General features: G+C 66.3%; 11 protein-coding genes and 2 pseudogenes. 5 read left to right on the top strand and 8 right to left on the bottom strand.

All coding sequences use genetic code 11. From position 1 onward, the window contains the following. The gene (locus tag QFZ47_RS00065) at positions 1-1,104 is read right to left on the bottom strand and encodes a mandelate racemase/muconate lactonizing enzyme family protein (RefSeq protein WP_307653673.1); all 1,104 of its coding nucleotides are present in this window, start codon (positions 1,102-1,104) and stop codon (positions 1-3) included. Positions 1,105-1,185: 81 nt separating this feature from the next. Continuing rightward, the gene (locus tag QFZ47_RS00060) at positions 1,186-2,268 is read right to left on the bottom strand and encodes a LacI family DNA-binding transcriptional regulator (RefSeq protein WP_307653672.1); all 1,083 of its coding nucleotides are present in this window, start codon (positions 2,266-2,268) and stop codon (positions 1,186-1,188) included. A gap of 92 nt (positions 2,269-2,360) precedes the next feature. On the opposite strand from QFZ47_RS00060, the gene QFZ47_RS00055 reads away from it, so the two are divergent. Further along, positions 2,361-3,377: a LacI family DNA-binding transcriptional regulator gene (locus QFZ47_RS00055; protein ID WP_307653671.1), complete on the top strand. Its 1,017-nt coding sequence runs from the start codon at positions 2,361-2,363 to the stop codon at positions 3,375-3,377. Positions 3,378-3,401: 24 nt separating this feature from the next. On the opposite strand, the gene QFZ47_RS00050 is transcribed toward QFZ47_RS00055, so the two are convergent. From QFZ47_RS00050 to QFZ47_RS00040, 3 genes are read right to left on the bottom strand one after another with little or no spacing between them, the layout of a single operon-like run. After that, positions 3,402-4,247 carry a tetratricopeptide repeat protein gene (locus QFZ47_RS00050; protein WP_307653670.1) on the bottom strand — a complete coding sequence of 282 codons (846 nt, stop codon included), beginning with the start codon at positions 4,245-4,247 and terminating at the stop codon, positions 3,402-3,404. A gap of 30 nt (positions 4,248-4,277) precedes the next feature. Then, positions 4,278-6,650, bottom strand: a complete 2,373-nt coding sequence (locus QFZ47_RS00045) for an MBL fold metallo-hydrolase (protein WP_307653669.1) — start codon at positions 6,648-6,650, stop codon at positions 4,278-4,280. 24 nt (positions 6,651-6,674) lie between these two features. Continuing rightward, positions 6,675-8,420, bottom strand: coding sequence for a prolyl oligopeptidase family serine peptidase (locus QFZ47_RS00040; protein ID WP_307653668.1), 1,746 nt, complete (start codon positions 8,418-8,420; stop codon positions 6,675-6,677). Between the two features lie 291 nt (positions 8,421-8,711). Here QFZ47_RS00040 and kdgD point away from each other — a divergent pair, with 291 nt between their 5' ends. From kdgD to gudD, 3 genes and pseudogenes are all read left to right on the top strand, one after another. Next, positions 8,712-9,623 (top strand): 5-dehydro-4-deoxyglucarate dehydratase, encoded by a 912-nt coding sequence (gene kdgD / locus QFZ47_RS00035; protein WP_307653667.1) that lies wholly within the window; start codon positions 8,712-8,714, stop codon positions 9,621-9,623. Positions 9,624-9,652: 29 nt separating this feature from the next. Then, on the top strand, positions 9,653-10,615 hold the full coding sequence (locus QFZ47_RS00030; RefSeq protein WP_307653666.1) for a Bug family tripartite tricarboxylate transporter substrate binding protein: 963 nt from the start codon (positions 9,653-9,655) through the stop codon (positions 10,613-10,615). Positions 10,616-10,659: 44 nt separating this feature from the next. Further along, positions 10,660-12,016 (top strand): annotated as a pseudogene (gene gudD / locus QFZ47_RS00025) (glucarate dehydratase). A gap of 331 nt (positions 12,017-12,347) precedes the next feature. Here gudD and QFZ47_RS00020 read toward each other — a convergent pair. Beyond that, positions 12,348-13,265, bottom strand: a complete 918-nt coding sequence (locus QFZ47_RS00020; RefSeq protein WP_307653665.1) for an alpha/beta fold hydrolase — start codon at positions 13,263-13,265, stop codon at positions 12,348-12,350. Between the two features lie 128 nt (positions 13,266-13,393). Then, a complete protein-coding gene (locus QFZ47_RS00015; protein ID WP_307653664.1) occupies positions 13,394-14,194 on the bottom strand; it encodes an SDR family NAD(P)-dependent oxidoreductase in 801 nt (266 codons plus the stop codon). A 107-nt stretch (positions 14,195-14,301) separates the two neighbouring features. On the opposite strand from QFZ47_RS00015, the gene QFZ47_RS00010 reads away from it, so the two are divergent. Continuing rightward, on the top strand, positions 14,302-15,249 hold the full coding sequence (locus QFZ47_RS00010) for a GlxA family transcriptional regulator (protein WP_307653663.1): 948 nt from the start codon (positions 14,302-14,304) through the stop codon (positions 15,247-15,249). On the opposite strand, the pseudogene QFZ47_RS28835 reads toward QFZ47_RS00010, so the two are convergent. Continuing rightward, a pseudogene (locus QFZ47_RS28835) lies at positions 15,213-15,426 on the bottom strand (integrase core domain-containing protein); the annotation flags it as partial. The gene QFZ47_RS00010 and the pseudogene QFZ47_RS28835 overlap by 37 nt on opposite strands. Positions 15,427-15,497: the final 71 nt, after the last annotated feature.

Below are 15,497 nucleotides of genomic sequence, written 5' to 3'. Positions count from 1 at the left end.
CTAGATGCAGCGCACGAAGCCGCTGTCGAGCAGCGCTGCTTCCGGGTCGGCGCCCAGCCCGGGCCGGTCCGTCAGCTGAAAGGCGCCGTCGACGCAGGGCACCGCGTCGCCGTAAGGCGTGAAGCCGAGATCGCAGAAGAGTCGCTCCACATGCACTTCGTCTTCCTGCGCTGCCAGCACATGCAGCGTGGCCAGCAACCCGGGGCCGAAGAAGGCCGACTGCGGGGCGCAATGCACGGCGCTGCCGGCGCACTCGCGCGAGAGCCGCAGCAGCGTGGTGACGCCGCCCGATTTGATCGCGCTCGGCTGCAGGTAATCGACGGCCTGGGCTCTCGCCATGGCGCTCAGTTCATGCACGCTGCTGGCGTTCTCGCCGGCTGCGGTCGGCACGCCGGTTCGCACGCGCAATGCACCAAGTGCCTCGATGTCCTCCGGCGGCCAGAGCGGCTCCTCGATCCAGTGCAGGCCGAAGGCCGCCATCCTGGCCACGACCTCGTCGGCCTGATCGACCGTCCAGGCGCAGTTCGCGTCGACCATCAGCGGCATGTCCGGGCCCATCACGCTGCGCGCGGCGGCCACGGCCTCGGGAGTCTTCTCGTGCAGCTTCACCTGTGTGAAGCCGGCTGCCAGCGCACGCTCCACATTCCTTTCCACCAGCGCCGTGTCGCCGTAGTACTGAAGCAGCGACGCGTACGCGGGCAGGCGGGTGCGTCTCGCTCCGCCGAGCAGGACATGCAGCGGCACGCCGGCGATCTTCGCCCTCAGGTCCCAGATCGCGATGTCCAGGCCGCTCAACGCATGCAGCACCGGCCCCGAGCGGCCCATGTTGTGCAGCGTGCGTTCAAGCGAAGCCATGAGCTCGGGGTCGGCCGCGTCCCGGCCAGCCGCGAGGGGGGCGACCCGGCTGCGAAAGATCGCCGAGAGAGCGTCGAGTTCGGCGCCATACGATTCGCCCCAGCCGACCAGGCCGTTATCGAGCTCGACGCGGACAAGGCCGCTGTCCAGCGTGGTTCTCGGCCGTCCGGCGAACAGGGGTGCCGGCGCGCCGTGGTCGAAGGGCAATCGAAGCTGGAGGCAGTCGATCGATCGAATGGTGGTGGACATCTGGCTTTCTGCGATGATTTGGTAGCGCTACCAAAAGCCCATGTTACGGCCATATGCGGGCCCGCGTGTGCGGGTTTCTATCTAGGCGCTCTCGCGCGAAACGATGGAGAAGCCGACGTCGACCTTTGCTTCTTCGACCTCGAGGCCTTCGCTTCGGCTCACGATGAACCGAGCCGCGAGCTGGCCGATGCGCGTGCTGTCGATGCGCACGGTGGTGAGCGAAGGCGAGACGTCCGCCGCGAAATCGAGGTCGCCGAAGCCGACCACGGCGATGTCCTGCGGCACGCGCAGGCCGCGCGCCGCGGCCTCGGTGACGACGCCGAGCGCCAGCACGTCCGAGCTGCAGAAGATGGCGTCGGTCTCGGGCTGATGCCGCAGCATCTCGCCCAGCGCCTGGCGGCCGCTGCGCACGGTTGCCGGTGCAACCACGGTCTCGACCTGCACAGCGACCGCGCGCTCGCGCGCCGGGCCGTGGAGCGCGGAGTCGACGAAAGCACTGGCCCGACGGGCCGCGCGCTCGTGATTGCCGCCGATGAACCCCAGGTGGCGACGGCCGCGCTCGATCAGGAACGTGGCCACGGCGGTCGCGATGGCCTCGTGCGAGAAGCCGACCAGCATGTCGATCGGGTCCTGCACCATGTCCCACGTCTCCACCACGGGAATGCCCGAGGCCACAAGTTGCCGCCGGCCGGCCGGAGAGGGCACGACCCCGCCCAGCACGATGCCGTCGGGCCGACGTCCGATGATGGCTTCGAGCAGCGCGTCCTCCTTCTGCGTGCCATAGCCGCTCTGGCCCAGCATCAACTGGTGGTCGCGGGCCGCGAGTTCGGCGATGAGGGACTGCACCATTTCCTGGAACACCGGCCCGGCAATCGAAGGAACGACAGCCGCGACCAGGCGGCTTCGCTGGGAGGCCAGGCTTCCGGCCACCCGGTTGGCGACGTAGCCCGTCGACTCGACCGCCGCGCGAACCTTCGCGAGGATGGCGGCCGAAACCTGCTCGGGCGTGTTCAGCGCGCGCGACACGCTCATCGCGGAAACCCCCGCCAGGCGAGCGACTTCGAGCAGGGTGATGCCGCCGGCAACTCTTCCGCGGCGCGGCGGCAGAGGCGAGGGCGCGGAACGTCCTGCTGCGGCAGGTTGTTTGTTCGAAGAGGTCGGCATGGACGGTGGCAAGGGGCGCGAAAAGCTTAACCGGATTCGCGGTGCGGGCCTCGGAAGGCGCCGGCCCCGGCCGTTATAGTCCGCTTCCAACCATGACAGATCGTCCTTTGCAGCCTCGCCATCTGAGCGTCACCGTGATGGACGTCGCCAAGCTCGCGGGCGTGTCGGCGATGACGGTGTCGCGGGTCTTCAATGCGCCCCACTCGGTCAACGCCAAGACGCTCGCCAAGGTGCAGGCGGCCGTGGCGGCCACGGGCTACGTGCCGAATCGTGGCGCGGGGGGGCTGCGCTCCGCCAAGACACGCCTGGTGTCGGCGGTGGTGCCGACCCTGTCGGGGCCCGTCTTCCTGGACACCATCGAGGCGCTGAATTCCCGGCTCCAGCAGCACGGCTACCAACTCATGGTGGGGCAGAGCGGATACAGCACGTCGACGGAGGACGACCTCGTGCGCGACATCATCGGGCGTCGGCCCGACGGCATCGTGCTCACCGGCGTCGTGCACAGCGAGCTCGGGCGCCAGCGGCTCCTTGCGGCGGGCATTCCGATCGTCGAGACCTGGGATGTGGCGCTCGATCCGATCGACATGCTGGTCGGCTTCTCGCACGAGGCCGTCGGCCGCAGCGTCGCGGAATACCTGCTCCAGAAGGGCCGCAGGCGGCTCGCCCTGATCGGCGGCGACGATCCCCGGTCGGTGCGCCGGGCCGAAGCGTTCACCGCCATGGCGCAGGCACAGGGTGCCGTGGCCCCGATCGTGCATCTCGTCCCCGCGCCGACCAAGCTCAGCGACGGGCGGCGCGCCCTGCGCTCGATCCTGCAGTCCAACCTGCCGGTCGACGGGGTCTTCTGCAGTTCCGACATGCTGGCGCTGGGCGTGCTGACCGAAGCGCGTGCCGCCGGCCTCGGCGTTCCCGCCGATCTTTCGGTCGTCGGTTTCGGCGACCTGAACTTTGCGGCGGACCTGGACCCGGCGCTGACCACCGTGCGGATCGATGGGCGGCGCATCGGCCAGATCGCGGCCGACTGCATCGTCGAGCGGGCCGCAGGACGGCGTCCGCCGGAGCTGATCGTCGATGTGGGCTTCACGATCGTTCGTCGGGCGAGCGCCTAGCGTGCTGGGCCTTCCTGGCGCGCGTCAGTGGGCGTGCCCCGGGACGGGGACGCGCCCTGGCTTCGGTTCGTCCTCGTGCTCATGGTCGTGCTCGTGGTCATCGTGCGGTGCGACCCCTTCGCGGGATTTTTTGAGCCACGTGCGCGCGAGCACCGGGTTGCGCTCGAGGCCAACACCGTTCTCATAAGCCAGGCCCAGGGCGCGTTGAGCCTGGGGATTGTCGGCTTTCGCTGCGCGCTTCAACCAGGCCATGGCCGTCGGCAGGTCCTTGCGGACACCGCTGCCCGACGCATAGCTTGCGTACAGCTCATATTGAGACTTCGCGGCGCATCGGTCGGCGCGGGTCGCGGTCAGCCGGTACCACTTGAATGCCTCGCGAGGGTTACGCTCGACGCCGCCCAGCCCTTGCTTGTAGAAGTCGGCCACCATGCATTGCGCGATCACCTCGCCGCCGTCCGCGGCGCGCTTGAACCAGTGGAATGATTTCGCGAGGTCCTTGGGCGTGCTGCCGTCTCCGTTGAAGTAAACGAAGCCCATGTCGGCCTGGGCTGGTGCGTACCCGTGCCGCGCCGACCTTTCGAGATGGCTGGATGCCACGTCCAGGTCCAGCGCCCGGCCCGTCCGGCCGCGGTAGTGGTTGGCGAGCTCATATTCCGCCTTCGCAAAGCCCTGGGCGGCGGACGCGGCGTAGAGCTTGAATGCCTGTCCCCTGTCCATCGGCACCCCCGCGCCGCTGCTGTATCGCCGTGCCAGCTCGTATTGCGCTTCGGGATCATCCGATTGCGCCGCCGCGGAAGAACCAGGAACGGCGAGGCAGAGCGCGAGGAGGGCAGGAAGAAGGCGAGCGGCCTTTGGATGATCTTGCGCCATCGAAGGATTTCCTCGCACAGCGGCCCCACCTCATTGGAAGGTCTGGGTCACGATGGCCGGCACGACGATCTCGCTCGCCCGGGTGAGCGAGATGGTCTTGGTCTGCCCCTTGGCGATGGTGGCGAGCACGGCCTGCGCATCGGCCAGCGAGCCCAGGCGCTGCGTGCGCAGGTACTCCGGCGGATGGAAGGTGCCTTTGTCCGCATGGACGGACTCGACGGGGCCGCCCTTGTAGGTGATGGTGGCGCCCAGGCCCGGACTGAACTGCGTGAAGCCCTCGGGGATGTAGCCCTTGTAGACCGTGTCCTGCACGTCGATGGCGACCTGCACGTAGTAGCCGCCCGGATCGTTCACGTACTGGTCCGTCGACGTCGTGATGCCGTTCGCCAGCAGGGGGAGCTTCGGGTTCTTGTTCTGCGGACCCACGAAGCCCTGGATGATTTTCCCGTCGTCCAGGATCCTGGCTGACACGGAGGTCAGGCCGGCTTCGCGCCCAGGCTTGAAGGGACCGGAGGTCGCGATGCTCTTGTACGTCGCATTCGCAGCGTCGCTCGCTGCGTAGGATGCCACCGAGCGGCGCTTCTCCAACTGGTTGGAGAACTCGCCGGTGATGTTCACGCCGCCGACGGCCGGCGAGTCGAACACCTTCGAGCGCATCGCATCGAGCATGGTCAGCGGGACACCCGCGTTCGCCGGGTCGCGGTTGTAGGCCTTCAGCGCCTGGTAGACCTCGACGATGGGAAACTGGTTGGTGTGCTGCGGTGCCACGAAGTCCACATCGAGCGTGTTCTGCAGATAGCTGAAGCCATGCTGGAACGACAGGCGCAGCCAGCCGTTGGCGGCGGTCGGGCTGTTGAGGCCATTGAAGCCGTAGCCCCCGTGATAGCCGAAGGTGTAGAACTTGCCGTCGTCCGGATTCTTCACCTTGAACAGCATGTTGGTGCTGCCGGGTGTGTGGCCCGGCGACCAGATCACCATGATCTTCACGTTGCCGTAGTCGTACCACTTGTCGTATTCGTACGAATGCGAGACGCGCTCGCGGATCACGGTCTCGCTGGCCGGGAGCGCACCCGTGATGTTCCAGACGTTGCCCTGCAGGTCGGACGTGACGCCCGTGGCGTCTTCCTTCGACGCCCAGAGCGCGATCGGCTTGCCGGCGTTGTCCATCATCCTGAGTTGCTCGACGACCGTGCCGTAATGGTCGCTGTGGCCATGCGTCAGCCAGATATCGGTGACCGATCGCGGGTCGGCGCCGACGAGCTCCAGGTTCCTCCAGTACTGGTAGCCGCTGCTGGGCCATCCGGCATCGACCTTGATCACTTTGTCGTCCGACGGATCGTTGGGCGTCCCCATGTCGGCCTTGAGCAGATACGAGGCAACTTCGTTGTCGCCCACGTAGTACATCGTGTTCTTCACCATCTCGAACGGCTCGGTGCTGCGGGAGTACGGCGCCGACGAGGGCGAGGTCGCGTTGATCTTGTTGTAGGGCTGGCCGGAGACAGGATCGCTGCCCTTGTCGTCCAGCATGGTGCTGAGCGTCGGCACGTCCCACACCGGCTTGCCGTCGGTGGTCGATTGCGGCGTGAAGTACCAGATCGCGACCACCTTGGCTTTGTCGGCCGCGAGGTAGTTGTTGTCGAAAAGCAGATAGGCGCTTTGGCGCGATGTGGTGCTGTGGTCGTAGCTGGCGGTGACCGGAATCGACGCGAAGTCGGAAGCGGCGCTCTTCGCATAGTCGGCGGTGTTGACGTTGAACACCTTCACATCGGGCGAGACCGCATAGGTTTCCTCGTAGCGCCTGATCGGCTGCGCATAGGGCCGACCGGCTTGGTCCGCCGTCAGGTTGTGGCCGTCACCCACGGTGATGGTGGCCCCCGTCTTGTCGTAGACCCAGCCCGCCGCGACCATCGGGCCGGGCGCGTTGTCGTTCCGGCTCACGGCCGCGCCGTACTTCTTGAGGTTGAACTGGGCGGCGGTCGATTTGCCCTTGGCGAGGATGACGTTGAAGATTGGCGCGGCGTCGACCGGAACGGCCACCGTGCCGGCATCGCTGCCGGGTATCCAATCCACCAGGTTGCCCGGCACAAGGTTGGCGAGGAGGGCGGCCGTCTTCGCAGTGGGAACGGCGAGCGACAAGCTCCTTGCGCCGCTCTGCGTGAGCACCGGGATGCTCACGGTGTCGTTGCCCTTGTCGTCCGAGATTGCAGCCGGCGTCCCGTACACCAGGCCCGCGGCCCTGAAGACCGGTGCGGCGGGTTGCACAGGCGGAGCCTCCGGGCTGCCGCCTGCGCCAGGGACCCAAAACCCTCCGCTGCCGCTCGAGTCGTCTCCTCCGCAGCCGAGCACCAGCATGGATGCGAGCAGCGCAGGAAAGATGCGCCGGTGATTCAGGACTGTCTTCATGATGGATCTCCAATGCCACGGGCTTCAAAGGTGTTGCAAGGAGCCATCGGGGTTGCGTCGATAGCGCTTGAGCATCTCGTCCCACATCTTTCGGGCCTGGCCCGGATGCCACGCATGGCCGATGTCCGACGTGATCTGCCAGCGGTACTCCGCGCGCCCGCTGTTCCAGATCTCGGTCGTGCGCCGCCCGTCGATCGCAATGGCCGGCGAGGAGAAGTTCTGGTTGACGGTTTCACGCCAGAACGTCCTCGCGGCCGTTTCGCCCGCGGTGCCCCCGGGGAATTCGGTCGGCAGTTCCTGCTCCCCCCGGCATTGCCACACCGGCAGCGCGATGTCGGTTCGCACAATGGCGTTCGCATAGCTGGCGGCCGAGAGGTGCCCCGAGTAGCAAGGCGCGATCGCTGCGAACAGTTGCGGGTGTTGGACCGCGATGCGGTTCGTGAGCGCGGTACCCTGCGACGATCCGTTCAGGAAGACACGGCCATCGTCGATCTGGTAGGTCTTCTTCATCTCCGCGAGCAGGTCGAGGAAGAACTGGACGTCGGGATTGTCTGCATCGATCGATGTCGTCCAGGTCGCCTTGAGACCATGCGGATACACAACGATGAAGCCTTCGTCGCGCGCAACGTCGTGCCACTCCGAGATCTGCGCCTGGAAGCGAGCCGACCCATTGCGGCCGTGAAACGAGAACAGCAGCGGAAGCTTCTTTCCTTCCGCCACCAGCTTCTGATATTGCGGAGGGACATACGTCAACCAGCGCCGCGGCTCGCCCGGGCGCAGGCTCTTGATCGTTTCCGTGAGCCCCATGTCCGCGATGCTTTTTTCCGCATGCAGCGTTCCGTTGTAGGACTTGTTGTCCGGGAAGCGCACCACCTTGCCGAACAGCTCTTCCCAGACCAGCCTCGAGATCGCGGCCGACTCCGCCGGACGGTCGAGCCGTGACAGCCTGACTTGCTGGACCGGGTTGTCCTTCACGAAATCCGTCACCGTCGGAAGGTCGCCAACTGCCTGCTGGTTTTGTGCATCCGTCGCATTCGCCTGCCGCCAGAAGCCCGTCTGCTTGGCAAATGGGTCGGCGCCGCACTGGAACTGCCAGACGGCCATGGCGGTCTTGGGCAGACTTTCCGCGGAGAGATTGAGCGTTGCCGGTTCGGCGGCGGCGCCGAACGACGCGACGCCGGTGGCCATGACGCCGAGCTCGCGCATGGCAAGCTCTTGCGCCATCGCGCCGCCGGATCCTGCGCCGGTCAGGAAAGTGGACATCGTCGACGGAAGCCCGTGGCGCGTGCGCACGGCTGCGGCCGCTGCGACGATGAACGCGTGGTCGTCGGATCGGGCCGTGTCCTTGGCCGTGTTCCAGCCTGTTGGCTTGGCCACCGGAAAGATCGCGACGAAGCCCTTCTCTTCGGCGAGCGTGGGCCAGCCGGTGAGACGGGCGTTGTCTTCCGCGGATTGCCCCGCCCGATGCAACGAGACGACCACTTCCACACCTCTGGCATCCTGGTCGCGAAGGGCGGCGACGTCGCGGGGCGCGTACTCGTAATACTGCCGATCCTCGCCATTGACGTTGATTGTCTGCAGGACCAGTGGAAGTGCTGCTGAGGAAGGGGCGGCTGTCGCGCCCGGCAAGGCGGCGCAGTCGTCGGTCACCGTCGCCTGGGCTGGCGGAGGTGCCGCAGGGGCAGGAATGAAGGCGTATCCGTTCGACCCGCCACCACCGCATCCTGAGAGCACGACCGATGCAGCCGCAAGCATCGTGAATTTCTTCATTCCTTGTCTCCTGTTGATTGCCCGCCGCCGATGCGGGGAAGTTATCGTTAACAAATTGAATTGTTAGCGCAACCAAATTGGGCGTTCATTCGGATAAACCCGGCAGCGAGGAATTCTTTTCCCAGCGGGAAGCGAGGGCAGGGCGCCCACTTGGCGCTCGCCAGGCAGATTGGGGTTAGCCCCAAGAAGAAATTTGAATGTTAACGTTAACATGTGGCGTGCAGATCGCATGGCAACCGCCGCGCGAGGTTCTCCTGTCAGGCACATTCAGCTCCGTTTGGAGCCATCCTCATGAACCCTCAAGAACTCAAATCCATCATGGGCTCCGGCCTGCTCTCGTTCCCGTTGACCGACTTCAACGCGAACGGCGACTTCCACAAGAAGGGCTACGAGCAGCGTCTCGAGTGGCTTGCTCCCTACGGCGCGAGCGCGCTGTTCGCGGCCGGCGGCACCGGTGAATTCTTCTCGCTGACCGGCGACGAATACCCCGGCATCATCCAGACCGCGGTCGACACCTGCCGCGGCGTGGTGCCGATCATTGCCGGCGCCGGCGGCCCCACGCGCTTTGCGATCCAGTGCGCACAGGCGGCCGAGAAGGCCGGCGCCCACGGCATCCTGCTGCTGCCGCACTACCTGACCGAAGCCGGCCAGGAAGGCCTGGCCGCGCACGTGGAAGCCGTGTGCAAGAGCGTGAAGTTCGGCGTGATCGTCTACAACCGCGCCAGCAGCCGCCTCCAGCCCGACACGCTGGCCGGCCTGGCCGAGCGCAACCCCAACCTGGTGGGCTTCAAGGACGGCGTGGGCGACATCGAGGCCATGGTGGCCATCTACCAGCGCATGGGCGAGCGCTTCGCCTACCTGGGCGGCCTGCCCACGGCCGAGGTCTATGCCGCGGCCTACAAGGCGATGGGCACGCCCGTGTACTCGTCGGCGGTCTTCAACTTCATTCCGAAGACGGCGATGGACTTCTATCATGCGGTCGCGAACGACGACCTGCCCACGCAGCACCGCCTGCTGAAGAACTTCTTCATGCCCTACCTCGAACTGCGCAACCGCGTGCCCGGCTATGCCGTGAGCATCGTCAAGGCCGGCGCCAAGATCGTCGGCCACGACGCCGGCCCGGTGCGCGCACCGCTGACCGATCTGAAGCCCGCCGAGATGGAACAGCTCAAGGCGCTGATCGACGCGCTCGGCCCGCAGTAATTCCCCTCCATCCATCCAACGGAGACATCATGAAAAAACTCTTGATTGCATTGGCCTGCTCGGTTTCGATGGCCGCTTTTGCGCAGACGGCGAACTGGCCTGAAAAGCCCGTGACCATCGTCGTGCCATTCCCGGCCGGCGGATCGACCGACATGGTGGCGCGCGCGATGGCATTGCAGATGCAGACCAAGTTCGGGCAGACCTTCCTTGTCGACAACAAGCCGGGCGCCACGGGCACGATCGGCGCCGGTTTCGTGAAGCGCGCGGCGCCGGACGGCTACACCTTGCTGGTCTCTTCGCTCGGTGCCTTCGTCGTGACGCCGCACCTGCAAAAGAGCGTGCCATACGACGCGACCAAGGATTTCGACTACATCAGCGTCCCGGTCCAGGCGCCGAACGTGCTGGTCGCCAGCCCCGGACAGAAGGCGCGCACCGTGGCCGAAGTGATTGCCGAGTTGAAGGCGAACCCGGGCAAGGTGAGCTTCGCGAGTTCGGGCAACGGTTCGTCGGACCATCTGTCGGCCGAGGTCTTCTGGCAGCAGACCCAGACCGAGGGACTCCACATTCCCTACAAGGGCGGCGCGCCTGCGATCAACGACCTGCTGGGCAACCAGGTGAACTTCTCGTTCCAGAACGTCAATGCCGTGCTCCAGCACATCAAGGCCGGCAAACTCCACGCGATCGCCGTGACAGGCGACAAGCGCTCCCCCGTCCTGCCCAATGTGCCGACGCTGGCCGAGGCCGGTGTAAAGGGGGCCGAGGTCTATTCCTGGCAAGGTCTCGCGGCGCCGAAGGGCTTGCCGCCGGCCGTCAAGGAGAAGCTCGCCGCGGCCGCCATTGCCGCCATCAACGACCCGGAGGTGAAGAAGCGCATGGTGGAGCAGGGCCTGGAGATCGTCGCCAGCACGCCGGCCGAGTTCACGGCCTTCCAGGCCCGGGAATGGACCCGCTGGAAGACGCTCATCGAGACACGCAAGATCACCGCCGATTGACAGCCACGGGTCCACGCTGCGGACCCTTCTCCTTCACTGAACCCATGACGACACTTCAGTCCTCCTCTCTTTCGTTCTCCAGCCCCGTCGTCACCGGCATGCGCGTGGTGCCCGTCGCGGGCCACGACAGCATGCTGATGAACCTCAGCGGCGCGCACGGCCCGTTCTTCACGCGCAACCTGCTGATCCTGACCGACAGCGCGGGCCACACCGGTGTCGGCGAAGTGCCGGGCGGCGAGAAGATCCGCCAGACGCTCGAAGATGCGCGCGGCCTCATCGTGGGCCAGCCCATCGGCCGCCACAACGCCGTGCTCAACAGCCTGCGCAGCGCGTTTGCCAACCGCGACAGCGGCGGCCGCGGCCAGCAGACCTTCGACCTGCGCGTGACCATCCATGCGGTCACCGCCGTCGAGGCGGCGCTGCTCGACCTGCTGGGCCAGCATCTCGAGGTGCCGGTGGCGGCCCTGCTCGGCGAAGGCCAGCAGCGCGATGCGGTGCAGATGCTCGGCTACCTGTTCTATGTGGGCGACCGCACCAAGACCGATCTGCCCTACGAGAGCGATCCGGGCGCCGGCGACGACTGGTTTCGCCTGCGCCATGAAGAAGCCATGACGCCCGAGGCCATCGTGCGCCTGGCCGAGGCCACGCATGCGCGCTACGGTTTTACCGACTTCAAGCTCAAGGGCGGCGTGCTGCGCGGCGAGGAAGAGGTCGAAGCCATCCGTGCGCTGCACGAGCGCTTTCCCAAGGCGCGTGTCACGCTCGACCCGAACGGCGGCTGGCTGCTGCAGGACGCCATCCGTCTCTGCCGCGACCTGCATGGCGTCATGGCCTATGCCGAAGACCCCTGCGGCGCCGAAGGCGTGTTCTCGGGCCGCGAGGGTGATGGCCGAGTTCCGCCGCGCCACGGGTCTTCCGACCGCCACCAACATGGTCGCGACCGACTGGCGCGAGATGGTGCACAGCCTTTCACTGCAGTCGGTCGACATTCCGCTGGCCGATCCGCACTTCTGGACGATGCAGGGCTCGGTGCGCGTGGCGCAGCTGTGCCAGGCCTGGGGCCTGACCTGGGGCTCGCATTCGAACAACCACTTCGACGTGTCGCTGGCCATGTTCACGCATGTGGCCGCTGCGGCACCCGGCAAGGTCACGGCCATCGACACCCACTGGATCTGGCAGGACGGCCAGCGCCTGACCAAGGCGCCGCTGCAGATCGAGGGCGGCTTCGTGAAGGTGCCGACGCGCGGCGGCCTGGGCGTGGAGCTCGACATGGACGAGGTCGAGAAGGCGCACCAGCTGTACCTGAAGCATGGCCTGGGCGCGCGCAACGATGCGCAGGCGATGCAATACCTGATCCCGGGGTGGGCATTCGATAACAAGCGTCCCTGCATGGTGCGCTGAGGCCATACACAGGTCTCGTGCGCATCACATACAAGTTGGCGAGCAACACGGACCGGAGCACCAACTGGTCGTGGCGGCCGATATTTGCGGCGACGGAGGAAGAGGGGGAGGGGTGATCGAACACTGGGCGGCTGCCGACTACAGCCGGCCCGCTCAGCCGCTCGTAGCGGCCTTGCGCTTCTTTACGGCGACTGCACTAAATGGGGCTGTGCGATTGCGGTCCACTCGCTCGTCACCCGACTGCCGATGTCGATGTCGATGAACTGCCCGAGGCCGAGTGTCGAGCATGTTGCGCCTCGGGTTGAGGAAGGGGATTTCGCGTCGAGCGGCATCAGGCTGCGGCCTTCGGAACGCTCTCGAGTCGCATCGCGTCGTTCAACACCTTGGCGGGCACGTCCGGCCTCTCGAGAACAATGAAGTGACCGGCGCCAGGCACCTGGACAAAGCCGGCCGCGGGGAGGAGATGCTTGTTGGCTTGTCGGTCGGAAGGTCGTGACCAATCCTTCTCTCCGTAGATGAGATGAACGGGTGCGCTGACCTCGGGGTAGCGGGCGCGGGCCGCGATGAGGCTGGGCAGGTTGCCGTACACCGCGCGGGCGACGACCGGATAGCCGGACCGACGTCCGACCTTCAACAGTTCATCGAGGTAGTCATCTCGCAGGGCGGCCGTGTTGCCGAGGCCCCCGCGGAGCACGGCGCGTACGATCGGCTTGGGTTCGACGCCCGCGATGGTCTGGCCGATACCCGGCGCCAGCGCGCCGGTCACGATGAACCGGGCCAGCAGGCTGGACCGCGCGATGCCGCCCGCGTAGTCGTAGGCATTGATCGCCACGACACGCCGCACTCTCTCGGGCAGATCGGCCGCGGTGGTGAGGGCGAGCGTCGCGCCCATCGACTCGCCGAGCAGTGTTACGTCGCGCAGGTCGAGTCGAGTGATGAGGCTCTTGACCGCCTCGCGCATGGCCGGCTCCTCATAGGAGGCGCCCGGCACGATCTGCGAGTAGCCCATGCCTGGGAGATCGAGCGCATACACCGTGTACCGCTCCCGGACCAGCGGGATGAGGTGACGGAAGTGCTCGGCCTGGGTGCGCACGGTGTGCAGCAGGACCAATGGTGGCCCCATTCCGCCCGAGAGATAGCGCAATCGCCCCAGGCTTCCCCCGTTTGATCCGAGCAGATCCAGAAAGTGTTCCCCGGTTCCGGGAATCCTGATGTCGGAGGAAAGTGGATCATTGCTGGTTGGTGGCACGGTGGGATTTCCTTGAATTTTCAGAGGGCGTGGCCCCGGGGCCATGGATGGATGCATGCTTACTGGCGCACTCAACGCGCCTTCATGCTGATGCCAGAGCGGGCGCGGTTCGAATGCGATACGGCCACTCAGCGCAAGGGCTGGTAGCGCGATGCCGCTTCGTTGCTGGAGAGGTGGGGCGCCATCGCCTTGCGCGCGCCTTCGTAGGCGTCCCAGAGGGCGCCGTCATGCAGCGCAGGAAGCGTCACCGACTCGCCGCGCTCGAAGCCCTGCAAGGCGGCGTCCACCAGGTCTTCGGCACGCATCACGATCTGCGCCGGCAGGTGCTCCACGGGAAGGCCGCCGCGTGCCCAGAACTCGGTGGCCGTCGCACCCGGCAGCACGGCTTGCACCCGTACGCCCTTGCCGGCCAGTTCGTGCTGCAGCGATTGACTGAAGGCCAGCACGAAAGCCTTGCTGCCGCCATACACGCCATTCAAGGTTTCCGGCGAGACGGCCGCGATGGAGGCGATGTTGATCAACGCACCGTTGCCGCGTGCCACGAAGCCTGGCACCGCCGCGTAGCTCAGCCGGGTGAGCGCCGTCACGTTGAGGTCGATCATGCGCACCATCTGGTCCACGTCGCTCTCCAGCAGCGACGTGTGTGTGCCCATGCCGGCGTTGTTGACCAGCAGGGTGATGCTCGCATCGTCCTTGAGCTTGTTTTCCACGCTGCGCAGCGCCACCGGGTCGTTCAGGTCGGCGGGAAAGACCTCCACCGCGCGGCCGTGGCGGTTGCTGATCTCCCCGGCCAACGGGTTCAAACGCTCGCGGCTGCGGGCAACGAGGATGAGGTCGTAGCCGCGACTCGCCAGGCGGTCGGCGTAGAGGGCGCCGATGCCGGAGGAGGCTCCGGTGATGAGGGCGGTGCCTGGGTTCGTCTGCGTCATGGTGGTGTTCCGTTCGTGATTGCGATGGAGCGTATGTTGCGCCGTCTGGCGAATGGCGTAAATGACGCGTATAGTCACTTTTTATGCCATACCCCTGGAGATAAAAAATGCACAAAATCGGCTACGTCCTGCCGGCCGGCTTTCAGGTGATGGCGCTGGCCACGCAGGCGGTCTTCGAGTTCGCCAACGTCGTGGCGGGCGAGCCCTTCTACGAGGTGACTTGCCACTCGATGCCTGGCGGCAGCGTGAAGGCTTCGCTGGGCATGGCCCTGCAGACGCGTCCCTTCACCGCACGCAGCACGGCCGACACCTGGATGGTGGTGGGCGTGCTCGACCCGTTGGCCACCCCCTCGCCACCCGAGCTGCTGCATGCGTTGCGAAAGTGCAGCGCTCGCGCGCGTCGGACCGTGGGGCTGTGCACCGGAGCTTTCGTTCTGGCCGAGGCCGGCTTGCTGGCAGGGCGACGCGCCACGACGCACTGGGCTTATGCGGACGCACTGCAACGGCGGCATCCCGACGTCCAGGTCGAGCCGGACCGCATCTTCATCGCCGATGACCCGATCTGGACCTCGGCCGGCATGACGGCGGAACTGGACCTGGCGCTCGGCCTCGTCGAAAAGGACCTCGGCGACGACGTCGCGCGATCGGTGGCACACAGGCTGGTCATGCATCAGCGCCGTTCGGGCGGCCAGTCGCAGCATTCGGAGATCCTGAATCTCGCGCCGCGCTCGGACCGCATCGCGCGGGCGCTGGAGCATGCCCGCCGCCACTTGGCGCAGTCGCTGAGCGTGGAAGAACTCGCTGCGGCCGCGAATCTCAGCCCGCGCCAGTTCAGCCGTGTGTTCACGGCCGAGACCGGCCAGTCGCCAGCCAGGGCGGTAGAGCGTCTGCGCGTGGAGGCAGCGCGCTTGATGATCGAGCGCAGCCGCCATCCGCTGGAGGTGGTCGCACGCGAAACGGGTTTTCGCGATCGGCGCCATCTTCGCGAGGCGTTCGTGCGGGGCTTCAACAAGCCGCCTCAGTCACTCAGGCGCGACGCCCGCCTGGGGTCCTGAAGCGTGTCGAGATGACGGTGACAGTCTTGCCATGCGTCGTGCAGGGCGGCCAGGCGTTGCTCTGAACTCTCATAAGGTCTGGCATAGGCCCACTCCCTGGGACGTCTGAACGAAGCGCTCGGCTTTGCCGTTGGCCTTGGGCGTGTAGGGGCGGGTTCGGATGTGACGGATGCCCAGTGGCAAATCGCTCGTTCAATTTAACATAACATACATTGTGTTCATTTCAGTTGTGGGAGGCTCCGAGGCAT

The organism is Variovorax paradoxus (genome assembly GCF_030815975.1).
GTDB classification, from domain to species: domain Bacteria; phylum Pseudomonadota; class Gammaproteobacteria; order Burkholderiales; family Burkholderiaceae_C; genus Variovorax; species Variovorax paradoxus_N.
Note: the sequence above shows the minus strand (reverse complement) of the source record. Positions and strands in the feature narration are given on the sequence as shown.